Below are 14,666 nucleotides of genomic sequence, written 5' to 3'. Positions count from 1 at the left end.
GAGAGATGGTTTTTCTTGTAATTAATCTTCCATGGTAGACAGGTCACCCGTCGGTAGACCTAATTCCCAAGCTTTCAAGACACGGCGCATAATTTTTCCGGAACGCGTTTTTGGCAACTTGTCGCGGAATTCGATTTCACGAGGAGCAGCATGTGCAGCCAGTCCTTCTTTCACAAACTTGCGAATTTCATCCATCAACGCTTCACTTGGCTCATAGCCAGCTCGCAGCGAGATGAATGCTTTGATAATTTCACCACGAACCGGATCTGGTTTGCCGATGACACCCGCTTCCGCTACTGCTGGATGCTCCACGAGCTTGCTCTCCACTTCAAACGGACCGACACGCTCACCAGAAGTATTGATCACATCATCAATACGGCCTTGGAACCAGAAGTAGCCTTCTTCATCCTTGTATGCAGAATCCCCGGACACGTACCAGCCTGGGATGCTGAAGTATTCTTCATACTTCGCTGGGTTGTTCCAAATTTGTCTCATCATGGCTGGCCAACCTGTACGAATTGCCAGATTCCCCATTCGATTCGGCGGCAACTCATTTCCACGGTCGTCAATAATCGCTGCATAAATACCTGGGAACGGCTTACCCATGGATCCAGGCTTGATCGCCATACAGCGATAGTTAGAAATCAGCTGAGCACCTGTTTCCGTCATCCACCAGTTGTCGTGAATGCGTTGATTGAACACGCGCATACCCCAGTGAACGACTTCAGGGTTGAGTGGTTCGCCAACGCTCAGGACGTGACGCAGACTGGATAAGTCAAATTGCTTGACAAGTTCATCCCCTGCCCCCATGAACATGCGGAACGTAGTCGGAGCACTGAACCAAATCGATACTTTGTTTTTCTCAATGACTTTATACCAGTCTTCGGGAGTGAAACGTCCACCACGTACGACAATCGTTGCTCCATTCAACCAAGGTGAAAAAATGCCGTAAGAAGTACCCGTTACCCAGCCTGGGTCTGCTGTGCACCAATAAATATCATCCTCTTGCAAGTCGAGAATCCATTTTCCAGTTTGGTAGTGCTGGATCATGGCATTGTGGACATGCAGAACACCCTTTGGCTTGCCCGTTGAGCCAGAGGTGTAATGGAGGATCATGCCATCTTCACGATCAACCCATTCGATTTCCAACTCGGTGGAGGCTTCTTCCATCGCTTTTTCAAAACGGATGTGACCTTCTTTTAGCTCCTCTTCTGCACCTACAACAATCACGTGTTTTAATGCAGGCAGGTCACTTACCGGAATGCGTGGCAAGAGTGCAGGTGTCGTAACGATCGCAACGGCTTCACTATTTTCCAAGCGATCACGCACAGCCGCTTCCATGAACGCTTCGAACAGCGGTCCTACGATTGCGCCAATCTTAATCGTGCCTAAAACGCTTACATAAAGCTCCGGCGAACGCGGCATAAAGACGAATACGCGGTCCCCTTTCACAATGCCCAAATTCCGCAAAACATTTCCGAATTTATTGGATAATTCACTTAATTGCGCGAAAGTATAAGTCTCGTCTCTCGTCGCATTGCTGTACATCAAAGCGATTTTGTCTTTCCGATCAGTAGCGAGATGTCGATCAATGGCTTCGTACACCATGTTCACTTTCCCGGTCTCAGACCAAGAGAATTGCTTCTCCACATCCGCCCAATCAAAATTCGCATATGCTTCGTCATAATTTTCCAGATTATAAGAGCCTTCCGTTGCTGGAATTTTCTCGACGTTCATGTCTTCACTCTCCCACTCTACATATCGTTTTTCTCACTACGCAACATTCATAATATTTCTACATTTTTTGCAAAATTCCTCCTGCCAGAACCTACTTATTCGATCGCGAACTTTTTCTTGTATAATGACGGTACTCTTACTACGAAGGAGATGGCTGACCATGATGATATGGTTACTTTTACTTGGCGCTATCGCCTTGTTGCTTTTTCGAGCCTATCGCAATACATTTGATGTTCAAATAAAAGAGGTAGCGATACCCTTGCAAAAATCCCGGCACCTTCAACAACCACACGAGTTTGAGCCGGTCTCGATCTTACATTTGTCTGATTTGCACATGGAAAACTTATCTGTACTGCCCCAGAGTATTGTAGATGACTTCTCGCAGCGTCAAGTAGACCTGATTGCGATTACCGGCGACTTGCTCGACCGCGAAAAAAACATTCCGAAGGCAGTTGCTTTTGTGCAGTGTCTCCAGCAATTACAGCCAGCACTCGGAATTTATGTGGTTTTTGGCAATCACGACTACGTTCTTAGCCCTTTCAAGCTCGCACAGTTGAAATCAGAGTTAGAGCGTGTTGGCTGCCGTGTTCTTATCAACGAAAATGAAACTATCGATCACAAGGGGCAGCCCCTGCACATTATAGGTGTGGATGATTTCAGCACGCGCCATAGCAACCTGGCCAAATCTTTCTACGGTGTACCCGAGACAGGAGCAAGGCTCGTCTTAACTCATGATCCTAATATAGTTTTGCACATGAAAGAGTATGCTTACGATTATCTGTTGTCAGGGCATTTTCACGGAGGACAGATCCATTGGCCTCGCCCCTTTCATCTCGCAACGATGGGGAAGCTGCCTAAGCTGAATATCGTTAAAGGTCTGCACGAGATGGACGGTCGACCCTTTTACATCAGTGAGGGCCTGGGGCAAACAGGGGTAAACATCCGTCTGCGTTCCCGTCCCGAGATAACTTTGCATGTTCTGGGCAGTGATGCTCCATTCAACGAGATGGCCGCTCCAGCTTTGACTCTACAAGAAACAGCTGCCACGCTCGCTCTCGACTAAGGTATAATAGCCTTACTTTCGTGTCGAGATGGGGGTCACCTTGTGGAAAAATGGAAGAGAGATGTCGAGCACATCCGACAAGCGACAAATTTACCTATCGAATATGTACAAGTCTCACAAACAGATGCAGCACAAGCCCAGCAGGATTGGGTACAAAAAGGCTGGGAGCAAGTTGCCATCCATTCGAGCAACGGTGTAATGACATTGATCCTTATCGAAACGGCATCTTGGCATACTTCAGCCCGAGCGTTGTTGGATCTGATTTTTCCTCATGTGGATGATCCAATAACGCTTCCCCTCCCAAAACAGATATCCCATTGGCTTTCGGGCATTGTCTCCGGCTCCCCTGTAGCGATCCCTTCTCAGCTGGAAGCGAAATGGCCGTGGAAAGAAGCCCGCGTCTCCTTTTTATTAGAGCGATGCAGACCAGATCGCAAGGGAGAATGGGATTCTTTGCAGCCCTTGTTGCATGATTTTTTTGAAGGAGTACCCGATTTCATTCCGTTGACGCAAACACATGCACTTCTCATCGTCTCTGTCTCCATGCTCGATCATCAAAAAACAGCTTCAGAGCTTTTGGAGTGGGCATCTGGCTTACATGATCTGATTTCGATGGAATGGATGGAACCCGTTCGCCTTGTTGTCGGATCGCCAATCACGAGTCCACTTGCATTGGGCGACACTCTTTTACGACAAGTATCACTTGCCCATGCCCTTCAATCCTATCGTCCGCAAATGATGGTTGCTGGGGACTGGTCGTATCCGTTAGAACGATGGGCAGCTTCTCTCCCCAAAGAAATAGCAGCCGCAATCGCCAACGAGCTGGCTGCTGTCATAACCATTCCGCACATGACAGATGAACAACTGGAAACATTAGATACGTTGTTCGCCAGACAATTGAATGTAAGCGATACAGCACGGCAGCTTTTCCTTCACCGGAATACACTGTTGTATCGATTGGACAAGCTGACGGAACAAACCGGTTTAGACCCGCGATTGTTTCCTGATGCCGTCATGCTGCAGCTCTACCTTCTCTTTCGTCAAAATTAACAAAACATTTCGTATATACTGTCCATATCCTTCTTGCAAGTGAATTGGTACCCTACCCTTACAGTCATCCAAGAATTTGCTCTCTTCACAAACCCGAGGAGGTGCCTTTTTCATGGCAAAGGTAAGTCTTTCCCACATTTATAAAAGATATGGAAGCAACGTAACGGCAGTTGACGATTTTCACTTGGAAATTCAAGATCGCGAATTCCTCGTTCTAGTCGGACCATCTGGTTGTGGAAAATCTACCACGCTGCGCATGATTGCAGGTCTGGAAGAGATTTCGGAAGGTGATCTATACATAGGCGATCGTCGAGTCAACGATGTGGCTCCTAAAGATCGCGACATCGCTATGGTTTTTCAAAGCTATGCACTCTACCCGCATATGAATGTATACGAAAATATGGCTTTCGGCCTGAAATTGCGCAAATTCTCCAAATCCGATATTGATAAGCGAATTCAAGATGCAGCTCGAATCCTCGATATTTCCCATTTACTAGACCGCAAGCCAAAAGCGCTGTCCGGGGGCCAAAGACAGCGTGTAGCATTGGGGCGTGCGATCGTGCGTGAGCCGCAAGTATTTTTGATGGATGAACCATTGTCCAACCTCGATGCGAAGCTGCGTGTACAAATGCGCACGGAAATTTTGAAACTGCATCAACGCTTGAATACCACGATCATTTATGTGACGCACGATCAGACGGAAGCCATGACCATGGGAGACCGGATCGTCGTCATGAAGGACGGCCTTATCCAACAAGTGGCAACCCCCACTGAAATCTACAATCATCCAGTCAATCTGTTTGTAGCGAGCTTCATCGGCTCGCCTGCGATGAACTTTGTGAAAGGGAATCTTTCCGAGAAAGACGGAGCACTCTATTTTGATGCGCAAAATATTAATGTGCGCTTCCCAGAAGATAAAGCCAAGACTTTACGGGAAAAAGGTTATGTAAATAAGCAGGTTATTTTTGGTATTCGCCCTGAGGACATTTACAGCGACGCCTCTTTTATGGAAGCAAATCCATTTGAGAGCTTACTGGAAGCAGAAGTTGAAGTCGTAGAAAACATGGGTTCCGAATTGTACGTCTATTTCCACAATATCGGGGATACCCAGATGGTAGCGCGCGTGGATTCTCGTGAAGCGCTAAAACCAAAGATGAAGGTAAAACTAGCGATGGATCTTGCCAAATGTCATGTATTTGACAGCGAGACAGAAGTAGCTGTATTCTAATAGCGAAGTGAGAAGGAGTGTCCCATCGGCATTCCTTTTCCTATTTTTTTGTGCAAAACCTATATAGAGAGAACAACTAGAGATAGCGTGGAGAGGAGCGGATAAGAAGTGGCTTATCAAATCGTCTTTTTTGACATTGACGGAACCTTACTGAACACCGATCACATCATTCCACAAACAACGGTGGACGCCGTACAGACATTAAAACAAAACGGTGTCCATGTCGCGATCGCAACCGGCCGAGCTCCTTATCATTTGATGCCAATCGCTGAGCAATTGGGCATTGAGACATTCGTGGGCTTTAACGGGTCGTATGTGAAGAGCGAAGGGAAGATCATCCATCACACGCCAATCGCTACAGATACATTGGCAAAGCTCGAACAAATGGCGGAGGGTCATTCCCATCCTATGGTATTTTTGAGCGCAGATCACTGCTATGCCAATGCCACGGACCACCCACATATCATCGAGTCTTTTGATTGGTTGGGACTGAAATCCCCAGCGTATCGCCATCGCTACTGGGGGGAAACGTCGATTTATCAAGCATTTCTCTACTGTGGCGCTGATGAATCGAGATACACGGGTGAATTCCATGACGTCTCTTACATTCGTTGGCATGAACACTGCATGGATATTTTGCCCCCAAACGGCTCCAAGGCAAAAGGAATTGAAGCCGTCTTAAAACATTTTGGACTAACTCCTGCGGATGCTGTTGCCTTTGGAGACGGATTGAACGACAAAGAGATGCTCTCCTATGTTGGCATGGGGGTAGCGATGGGGAATGCTCATGAAGAGTTGAAGCCGTTCGCCAATATGATTACGCGTCACGTAAACGACAGTGGCATCCAACACGGCTTAGCAAAGCTTGGTTTAATCTAGTCACACTAACTGTAAGCTATTTCCTTCATAATCACTCCCTTCATGTGCACGCTATAGACAACAGCACTGGAGGGAGTGAGTTTTTTTGCGCGTTTGGCCTATTGTTGCCGCTGTTGCCTTGGTCGGCCTCGTAGTTGTCCCGTATCGGATGAATCAGAATGCAGAACAGGAAATGCGCGAACCTCATCCCCGCGTGACATCGGTTCAGGCGAAAATTCCCCGCATTAACTACATTGAACAGGTGAAAGACATTCGTCGTGACCTGGAGAAAAAAAGCCATATTCAAACGCTTCATCATAACCAGCGTGACCGCAGTCATTATGTAGAAAATGAAGTCGTCGTGCGCTTTTCACCACGCCCCAAGCAAGAAAAAATTGATCAGCTCGTTTCTTCTTTGGATGCCAAGATCAAACGTGATTTTGACAAATTTCTCATTATCAAATCAAAGAGCATGACTACCAAGCAGCTCATGAAAAAACTGGCTGAACATCCTGACTCCGTATTTGCTGAGCCAAATTACCTCTTACTCCCGAACGTGAAACCAAACGATACGTATTACAAGGAATACCAGTGGAATCTTCCGCTGATCGGCATGGAGCAAAGTTGGGACGTCAGTGAAGGCAGCAGTGATGTCATCGTTGCAGTCGTCGATACAGGTGTGGATATGAAGCATCCGGAATTTGCTGGTAAGCTGGTCAAAGGCTACAACGTTTTGGATGGCAGTAACAAACCTGAAGATGATAATGGTCACGGAACCCACGTATCAGGTGTCATAGCAGCGAAAACGAATAACGGAGATGGCATTGCCGGGATGTCCTGGAATAGCAAGCTCATGCCGATCAAAGCCATTGGCGCAGACGGTTCGGGATCAGCCGTGGACATCGCACAAGGCATTTATTGGGCGACAGATAACGGTGCGGATGTCATCAACTTGAGTGTAGGTAACTACACCTCCTCTGCTGCTCTGCGGGAAGCATGTCGCTATGCCTTTGATAAAAATGTCGTGTTAGTCGCTGCTTCCGGAAACGATGCGAGCGATCAGCCTAGCTTTCCTGCTGCCTATGACGAAGTCCTTGCCGTTGCCGCTGTCGATCATCGTAAAGAACGCGCCGATTTTTCCAACTTTGGTGATTATGTGGATGTATCAGCTCCTGGGGTCGATATTCCGAGCACGTACATTTCTAGCGACTATGCCTCGCTATCAGGTACCTCGATGGCGTGCCCTCATGTCGCTGCACTCGCTTCGCTCATCCGTTCCGTTCATCCAAATATGAATACCCAAGACGTGATGAATCTCATTAGACACTCCTCGACTGACCTCGGTGCTCCTGGGCACGATAAGTTATATGGGTACGGTATGATCAATGTGAACCAGGCTCTTCGCCAAGCCCAGCCGGCCGAGCGAGTCAAAACAGAACAACCTCCAAAAACAATCGGCGGCTTGCTTAATAAGTTCTTTCAACGTCTGCGCTTTGGTGGGCAATAAGTTCAGCGAACAAAAAAGCATACGAACTGATCCAGAGTTCGTACGCTAACCGAGAAAAAAGTCCAAAATAAAAAAGGTGGTCGATTCCACCTTTTTTTCACTTTATATGAAGGCACGAATCTTTTAAGCCCGTGCTTTTTCTTGTTGCATTTGTTTTTTCACAATATAGTCTGTCTCATAATACTGCAAATCATTACGCATCTGTTCGAACACTCTGGACAGGGACAAGGTCAACTGCTGCAACTCAGGGACCACCTGCTTACGAAAAATGATACAGTCCTGACCCGTATAGGCCAACCGCCCATCTTCTTCGTAAACCTCACCTTTGGGGTAGTAGAAGTTATTTATACAGGTATGGTATACCTGATACAATACTTCCTCAGCAAACTCCTCATGAAATCGTGCGCGTCGGAGCGATACTCCCAGCCTTTCGTATGCATTTTCGCAGTAAACCAAAAGGTGGCGCAAGTCGGAAAGATAGTTACGGTAATACGTTTCAAATTCTTCAGGATCACCTGACGCGGATACAAGACCAGCTAGGGTAACCTGATTTAAAAAACGTTCCACTTCCATGCTGACCTTTTTCAACTTGGTGTACGTCTCCTCGCACAATTGCTTTAGATGAGTCGCTGACATAAAGTCCCCCTAATGTTGAAGAATCTGCCTTTTTTATAATAAGTATAAAGGAAAGATTATTTATTACACAAGGGTTATTTTTATACAAGCAGACTCCTTCGGAAGATGATGAGGAGCATCATATAAGCACAAATAAGGCTACGCCAAAGCTTTAGCGTAGCCAAACATCCTATGCAATTGCAATTATACTGCTGTTTGCTCACTTGCTTTTCCCTTAATTTTCCTTATCTGCAACAAATAAATGAGATAGGCTGCGAACAACCCGATGATTGTCATGAAGCCGAGAACGATAAAGTCATTCATGACAGCTGACAGACCATGTCCCTTCGTCAAGATTTCTCTGACACCATTCAAGAAATACGTCAGCGGCAAAGATTTTGCAATCGCGACAATTCCGGTTGGCATCGACATGAGTGGCCAAGTATAGCCAGATAGCATGAACGAAGGTACTGCAATCATCATCCCGATCTGAGTAGCTTGAAGTTGGCTGCTGGACACAAAGGAGATGGCATAACCAATAGCCAATACCGCTAAGTTAAACATGGTAGCTAGTAGCATCAGGTCGAACGTGCTTCCGTAATAAGGGATATCAAAACCTTTTAACATCAGTGTAAACGCCAGGAACATATTGAGGGTTCCTGCCAGAAAGTACGGCAACAATTTGCTTGCGGTGATCGCGAAGAAGCTATGGCGAGAGAGTGTATCCCTCCAGGTACCCTCTTCTTTTTGTTGGGCAACCGACAATACAATTCCAAGGAACAGCACTTGCTGAAGCACTGTACCTGCAAGTCCGAATACCATGAAGGACAGATAACTGAAGGTCGGGTTATACAACACTCTGTATCGATAGTCGATACCCGTAAACATGTTTTTCCCTTTTTCTCCCCAGCCGCCAAGTGCTTCCATCTTCTTCAGCGTGGTTCCTGCTGAAACAGACTTAATCGCTGTATTCGCTGCTCGAACTGCCGTATTCGAAATCATGATGTTACTGCCGTCGATAACAGTCAGTACCTCTGCTTCTCTCCCAGCCTTCACATCCTTTTCTAATCCAGCAGGAATGATCAGGGCGATATTTGCTTCGCCCTTGTCAACCAATTTCATTGCTTCTTCTTCTGTTCCTACAATAGACGTGATCCGAAATGTATGATCGACCTCAAAGGCACGATAGAGCTCACGACTCAATTCGGTTTGATCGGCATCCACCATCACAGTAGGGATCTCCATCACTTTTTTCTCACTGTACAAAAAGCCGAACATCGTCAAATAAATCAGCGGAACGAGGAAGAGAATATTACGAATGGTTTTGTTTGCAAAAAGATTTTTCCATTCGCTCCAGAACAGGTGAGAGAAACTATTCACCATTACCAGCTCCTTCAAGTTGCCACTCAACCGTCAGGCCTGGACGCAATTCCGGATCGGACACCAGCAGCTTCACTTGGAAGGAACGAATATCACGATCACCGAGTTCTTGTGTCGCTTTTTTTACGGCAAAGTCAGCAGCAGGAGCTACAGTAACCACTTTGGCGTCTACTTCTCTGCTCAGGGCTGGGACAAACAATTTCACTTGATCGCCTGTTTTCACATTCGCGAGCATGTATTCATTTACATAAAATTTGACATAGTTGTCTGCTTTCGTTTGGATCGTCAAAACGGTGAAGCCTTGGGAAACCAGCTCTCCCTTTTGAACGGCAACTGATTTTACAATACCGTCTAGTGGAGCCGTCAGCTTGGTGTTGTTCACATAGGCTTCCATTTCTGCTAGCGCACCTTTTGCCTGCATGACGTTCGCTTCTGCGGATTTAACATCTAGCTCCTTCAAGCCTACTTGCCCTCTCCCTGCTACAGCTTGGTTGTATGCAGCTTTTGCTTGATCCAGCTGTGCTTGTGCGGCATCGACCTGCTCTTTGCGCGATCCAGTTTGAGCCATTTTCAACTGCTCTTCTGCTGCTTTAAACTCCGCTTGCGCCTTATCTGCTTGCATCTGCGCCTCTTCCACTTTCACTTGTGGAACGGCACCTTCCGCCATTAATTTTTTCATTCGTTCCAAATTCGTCGCAGCAATTTGATTCGAAGTTTGTGCTGCTTGCAATTTCGCTTTGAGCTGCGTAATTTCTTCTGAACGCGCTCCATTTTTGTTTGCGTCAAGCTGCGCTTGCGCCGCGTTGACTGCTGCTTTCGCTTGGTCGACTTGGGCATTGCTGGAGTTATCCGTCACTGATACTCCTTTTTTCGCCTGATCAAATTTTACGAGAGAGAGCTTGTAAGCAGCTTCCGCCTGTTCTTTCTTCGCGAGAATTTCCGCGCTGTTTAGCTTGGCGACTACTTGCCCTGCTTTTACTTCGTCTCCTTCTTTTAGTGAGAGCTGTTCGATGGAACCGCCCATTTTAAAAGAGAGGTCTACCTCTGTTCCCTCGATTACACCTGCTAATTTCGTTGTATTTTGACCAGCCATGCTACTCACATTTGAACCAAATAATACGGTTCCAAGTACTGCAATACCGACTACAAAGCTACCTACACCGATCCATGCACGTTTGTTCATCTGTCTTCTCCTCTTGTTTTACGTTTCTCTAGACGTTATTTGGTTTGAAACATTCCTGAAAGCATATAACGAAGCGTCTGTTTATCTGCGGCACTGTTCACTGGCTCTTTGCGAAATTGCTTGCGAAGTACGGTAAAACCAACCATGCCAAACAACGCGGAAGCAAGTGTACGAATCTCGATATCTGCCCGGATATACCCTTGCTGTTGCAATTCCAGCATGTGTGACTCCATCGTACTGAAATAGCCACCTAACAGATTGCCAACCATCCTGTCGCGCTGTCCATCTCCTGAGAAGGCACTCAGCAACAGGAAACACAAATCTTGATTCTCGGAAAAGAAGCGAAGATGCTCATCCAGCACATTCAGAATGCGATCCTCCAAGGAAAGCCCTTCATTTTGCATCACATTATCTACATGGTAAATCAGCATCTTCACGCCTTTTTCTATCACGTACAAAAACAGCTCTTCCTTTGTGGAAAAGTGATAATAGAGTGTTCCTTTTGCCACCTGCGCCATTTCCGCGATTGCATCCATGGTCGTTTCGCTATATCCCAATTGGGCAAATGCGGTTAAAGCTCCGTTCGCAATTTGATCTTTTTTTGATGGTGCCATCACTCCTGTCCCCTTTCAATTTTTTGAACTGACTGGTCAGTACAAAGATTATATTACGAATACTTCCTAGTTTTGTCAAGCAGCCAATACTTCTATGTACAAAAAAAAGATCGCTTTGCGGGCGATCTTTTACTTCTCTATAATTTGAAAGTAAGTCTCCATGGTTGCAGGCATTGGCGCGACACCGAGGTTCTCCCTTAGTTTTACTACACATTTTTCGTACCAGCGGATGGCCTGTGTCCGATTATTTTGCTGATAATACGCAGTCATTAGTAAGCGGTATGACTCCTCCCAACAATCATCCACCCGCAGAATCGCTTCACACCAGCGGATCGTTTTTTCCAATTGCCCATCCTCTAGCATGATTTTGGCTACCCTCTCTGCTCCGCGTAAAAACAGAGCCTGCACCCTCTCACGCTCTTCTACACACCAATCCTCATAACGGCACTCCGGCATGTAATCGCCCATGTAATACGCGAGCCCTTTTTCTAAAAGGATGGCGCTCTGACGCTTATCTGATTCTGCCAAGCCCAATGTAACGAGCTTTTCGAATTCCTCGACGTCCATATGGTAACCCGATGCCAGGTTAAAACCGTAAGAGCTTCCATGGCGTTGAATGAAGAATGTATCTGTTCTGGCGGCACGATCTGGCTCGAGGGCTTTGTTCAACGCATTCAGTGACACTTTAAAATCGCGGAGTGCCGCTTCCTCGATACTGTCTGGCCATAGTCGGTTCATGATTTCTTCACGGGCTAACAAATGATGTCTCTTCGTCAATAAAAGCTGAAACAACAGCTTGGCCGTCCCTCGCTGCCATGCCTTTTCGCTCAGTTCCCGCTCTCCCAGCCACACACGGAACGCGCCCAGCGTCTGAATACGAAGGGTATACCCGGGGTGGAACGTCACGTTTTGCAAGCCCAAATCATTTAACAGCTGAGACACGTAATCCGGCGATACCTTTCGGCGCTCTGCCTCAATCAAAATTGGCATGAGCTGCTGTACATCATGCGGTGTAAGCAGAGTTGGTCTCTGTAGAAGGAATTGATATTCACCAGACTTCATCAAGGACAGAGCTTGCGTCACCGCAGGTACGAACAAATCCCATTGTTTTTTGCGATAAGCCAAGAAGCTCAGCCACAATTGGCAAATGACGACACTGTAGCTATCCCCGCAGTGACTAAGTCGGTCGGCACAATCGATAAAGGTAGCCCACGCTTCCTCTTCTTTACCATATTTGGCGTATGCAATCCCAATTGCCATCCGTACCAGGCTGCCTAACCAGTCGTCGCGCATTGCCTCGGTCTCTTGTATCCCCCTGTTGCCATACAGAAGGGCTTGGTCGAGTGCCTTTTCTCTTGCGTGAAGCAGGGTTAGTCCCAGAAGCGTTTCTGACTTTCCTCGTGTGGACTGGAGCTCCTCCATGATTTGCAAACCCTTTTCATAAAGCTGGCGAATCTCATCCGTAGGCAATGTTTGACTAATGAGGGCCGCATGGGCTTTTCGAACATAGCCATTCGCCTCTACGAAAGGTGAATGAGCTGCACGTCCAAGTTGTATAGCAGTTTCTGCAGATTCCCACCCTCGCTCCCATTCGCCATTCAATGCATACACAAAAGATAGCAGCAAAGAGGTTTCCCGATACGATCTTGTCAGCGGAGGATGCTTCCTCTGTTCTACCTGCCACTTACTCTCCAAGAGCTGAATGGAGGACTGCAATCGGCCAGTACGGAACAACAGGCGCGATTCCAGCTCAACCTCCGTCTGCTGCTCTAATTCCTGACTCCGCTCATACCAAGCTGCCGCCTGTTTGGCATCTCCGCGATTCGTATAAATTTCTGCCAGCAAGCGGTATAGCCTCGGTGCCATTTCATTCTCTTGTTCAAATGGGGGCAACAGTTGAATCGCCCTCTTGAGCAGTTCTTCGGCCCGGACGCCTTGTACGCTGTCGAGATGAACGCGTGCTTGCCCTTCCAGCCCTCGGCACAATCCCATTTTATCTTGCTTATCTTCACATTGTTTCAAAAATTGCTCATAAGAAGAAAATGCTTTCGCATATAGACAGCGATAGCGTTCTACTTCGCCCTGATAAAACAACAGCCAATGCTGTTCGCACTTGATGTGCTCTGGTAACAGTGTTATCCACTCATATAAAAAGTCCAGCTTCCCTGCTTGCAGCAATCTTTCCGATGCTTGGCACAACCATTCTCCCAGCACCTCCCACTGCTCCACGAGACGCAACCGCCCAAAAGCTTTTGCCTCGTCCCCTTTACGTCTGTACCATCCTGCGGCCTTGTGATTGATATGCTCGTACGTCGTTTGATTCGCAGCCAGCTTGCTAGAGAGGAGACGCTGGAAAAGTGGATGAAAGGAATAATGAGATCCTGCTTGGACATGCAGAAAAAGATTACAACGCTGTGCTTCCAATAGGTACTCGATGCATCCTTCCCCGAGTATTTGCTTACAGTCCTCCATGTCGAATTGTTCGAGAACCGCTGCCTCCATCAAGAAGCGCTGCATATCTGCATCCAGCTGTGTCCAGACTTCCACTTCCAGCAAATGCAACAATCGCGATAACTCACGAAGACTGTCAGAAACCGTCTGCCCCCTCGTTACCATTTCACCAAAAGTGCGAAGCGCCATCACCCAGCCTTGTGCCACTTCTTCCACTCGGCCCCAATCGTCTTCGGACAGCGTGATGTCGTATTGATCAGAATAGAAGGCTTCACTCTCCTCCAGCGTAAATGAAAGGTCATTTGTTGTAAGTTCCAGACACTCTCCTCTTGCGGACAATAAGTCGAGATTGGACCATTTCGGTCGAGAGCGCGTTAAGATGACCAGCTTGACCTTTTGTGGAAGAGCCTCGGCTAACCGTTGAATAAATCGATCGACGTCACTACCATCATCAATTCGTTCGTAATGGTCCAAAACAAGTATGTGGTCCGCCTCGAGCTGTACACATTCCCCTACGAACCAGTCGACCAGTACCTTACTATCTATGGAATGCACCGGACTTTGCTCTGTGATACGTATGAGCTGCTCTCGCAATACCTGTCCAAAATCAGGATGAACCTGCCGAACACTTTCGACGAGACAGATGCCAAACGCAAGAAGAGCATCGTCTCCATCCTGAATGGTATACCAGGACGCAGCCAGTGCTTCGTCATGTAGAAATGTAGCCAGAGAAGTTGTTTTGCCATAGCCTGTCGCTGCATGAATGAGACAAAGCTGCGTATAGTTCAACAGGCGTAATTTTTTCGCCAATGCAGGTCGCCGTAAGACGTATGGCTTCTGTCCTGGAGGAGTTATTTTGGATATAGGGATGTGGATTGGAATCATAATATGTGCACTCCTTGCCGTTCTCCTGCTCTTCTTTGACTATTTCCCCATTTCTAACTATTCTCCTGCCATTTGGCCCTTAACCGACAAAAAGC

Annotated in this window: 11 protein-coding genes; 5 read left to right on the top strand and 6 right to left on the bottom strand. The window is 47.1% G+C overall.

The window, feature by feature from the left end; translation table 11 throughout:
• Window positions 1-21: 21 nt before the first annotated feature.
• Window positions 22-1,737, bottom strand: a complete 1,716-nt coding sequence (acsA, locus tag PMI05_RS17135; protein ID WP_007724191.1) for an acetate--CoA ligase — start codon at window positions 1,735-1,737, stop codon at window positions 22-24.
• A 163-nt stretch (window positions 1,738-1,900) separates the two neighbouring features.
• On the opposite strand from acsA, the gene PMI05_RS17130 reads away from it, so the two are divergent.
• The 5 genes from PMI05_RS17130 to PMI05_RS17110 all read left to right on the top strand — a co-directional run bounded on the left by PMI05_RS17130 (window position 1,901) and on the right by PMI05_RS17110 (window position 7,443).
• Window positions 1,901-2,800, top strand: coding sequence for a metallophosphoesterase (locus PMI05_RS17130; protein ID WP_039960957.1), 900 nt, complete (start codon window positions 1,901-1,903; stop codon window positions 2,798-2,800).
• 42 nt (window positions 2,801-2,842) lie between these two features.
• Window positions 2,843-3,850 carry a CdaR family transcriptional regulator gene (locus tag PMI05_RS17125; RefSeq protein ID WP_007724183.1) on the top strand — a complete coding sequence of 336 codons (1,008 nt, stop codon included), beginning with the start codon at window positions 2,843-2,845 and terminating at the stop codon, window positions 3,848-3,850.
• Window positions 3,851-3,962: 112 nt separating this feature from the next.
• Window positions 3,963-5,078 carry an ABC transporter ATP-binding protein gene (locus tag PMI05_RS17120; protein ID WP_007724181.1) on the top strand — a complete coding sequence of 372 codons (1,116 nt, stop codon included), beginning with the start codon at window positions 3,963-3,965 and terminating at the stop codon, window positions 5,076-5,078.
• Window positions 5,079-5,186: 108 nt separating this feature from the next.
• Complete coding sequence (locus PMI05_RS17115) at window positions 5,187-5,957, top strand: Cof-type HAD-IIB family hydrolase (protein WP_007724178.1); 771 nt, start codon at window positions 5,187-5,189, stop codon at window positions 5,955-5,957.
• Between the two features lie 85 nt (window positions 5,958-6,042).
• The gene (locus tag PMI05_RS17110; protein ID WP_007724176.1) at window positions 6,043-7,443 is read left to right on the top strand and encodes a S8 family peptidase; all 1,401 of its coding nucleotides are present in this window, start codon (window positions 6,043-6,045) and stop codon (window positions 7,441-7,443) included.
• A 123-nt stretch (window positions 7,444-7,566) separates the two neighbouring features.
• Here PMI05_RS17110 and PMI05_RS17105 read toward each other — a convergent pair whose 3' ends face one another.
• From PMI05_RS17105 to PMI05_RS17085, 5 genes are all read right to left on the bottom strand, one after another.
• Window positions 7,567-8,079 (bottom strand): YpuI family protein, encoded by a 513-nt coding sequence (locus PMI05_RS17105; RefSeq protein ID WP_007724171.1) that lies wholly within the window; start codon window positions 8,077-8,079, stop codon window positions 7,567-7,569.
• 183 nt (window positions 8,080-8,262) lie between these two features.
• Window positions 8,263-9,441, bottom strand: a complete 1,179-nt coding sequence (locus PMI05_RS17100) for an ABC transporter permease (protein ID WP_007724166.1) — start codon at window positions 9,439-9,441, stop codon at window positions 8,263-8,265.
• Window positions 9,431-10,621, bottom strand: coding sequence for an HlyD family secretion protein (locus PMI05_RS17095; protein WP_007724163.1), 1,191 nt, complete (start codon window positions 10,619-10,621; stop codon window positions 9,431-9,433). The genes PMI05_RS17100 and PMI05_RS17095 overlap by 11 nt, the downstream gene beginning before the upstream one ends.
• 35 nt (window positions 10,622-10,656) lie before the next feature.
• Window positions 10,657-11,235, bottom strand: coding sequence for a TetR/AcrR family transcriptional regulator (locus PMI05_RS17090; protein ID WP_007724161.1), 579 nt, complete (start codon window positions 11,233-11,235; stop codon window positions 10,657-10,659).
• 129 nt (window positions 11,236-11,364) lie between these two features.
• Window positions 11,365-14,571, bottom strand: a complete 3,207-nt coding sequence (locus PMI05_RS17085; protein ID WP_007724159.1) for a BTAD domain-containing putative transcriptional regulator — start codon at window positions 14,569-14,571, stop codon at window positions 11,365-11,367.
• Between the last annotated feature and the right edge of the window lie 95 nt (window positions 14,572-14,666).

The organism is Brevibacillus sp. BC25 (assembly GCF_000282075.1).
Classification (GTDB): domain Bacteria; phylum Bacillota; class Bacilli; order Brevibacillales; family Brevibacillaceae; genus Brevibacillus.
Note: the sequence above shows the minus strand (reverse complement) of the source record. Positions and strands in the feature narration are given on the sequence as shown.

Coding starts and splice junctions, on each gene's coding strand:
- acsA (WP_007724191.1), bottom strand. CDS start 1,737: ATGAACGTCGAGAAAATTCCAGCAACGGAAGGCTCTTATAATCTGGAA.
- PMI05_RS17130 (WP_039960957.1), top strand. CDS start 1,901: ATGATATGGTTACTTTTACTTGGCGCTATCGCCTTGTTGCTTTTTCGA.
- PMI05_RS17120 (WP_007724181.1), top strand. CDS start 3,963: ATGGCAAAGGTAAGTCTTTCCCACATTTATAAAAGATATGGAAGCAAC.
- PMI05_RS17105 (WP_007724171.1), bottom strand. CDS start 8,079: ATGTCAGCGACTCATCTAAAGCAATTGTGCGAGGAGACGTACACCAAG.
- PMI05_RS17100 (WP_007724166.1), bottom strand. CDS start 9,441: ATGGTGAATAGTTTCTCTCACCTGTTCTGGAGCGAATGGAAAAATCTT.
- PMI05_RS17095 (WP_007724163.1), bottom strand. CDS start 10,621: ATGAACAAACGTGCATGGATCGGTGTAGGTAGCTTTGTAGTCGGTATT.
- PMI05_RS17090 (WP_007724161.1), bottom strand. CDS start 11,235: ATGGCACCATCAAAAAAAGATCAAATTGCGAACGGAGCTTTAACCGCA.
- PMI05_RS17085 (WP_007724159.1), bottom strand. CDS start 14,571: ATGATTCCAATCCACATCCCTATATCCAAAATAACTCCTCCAGGACAG.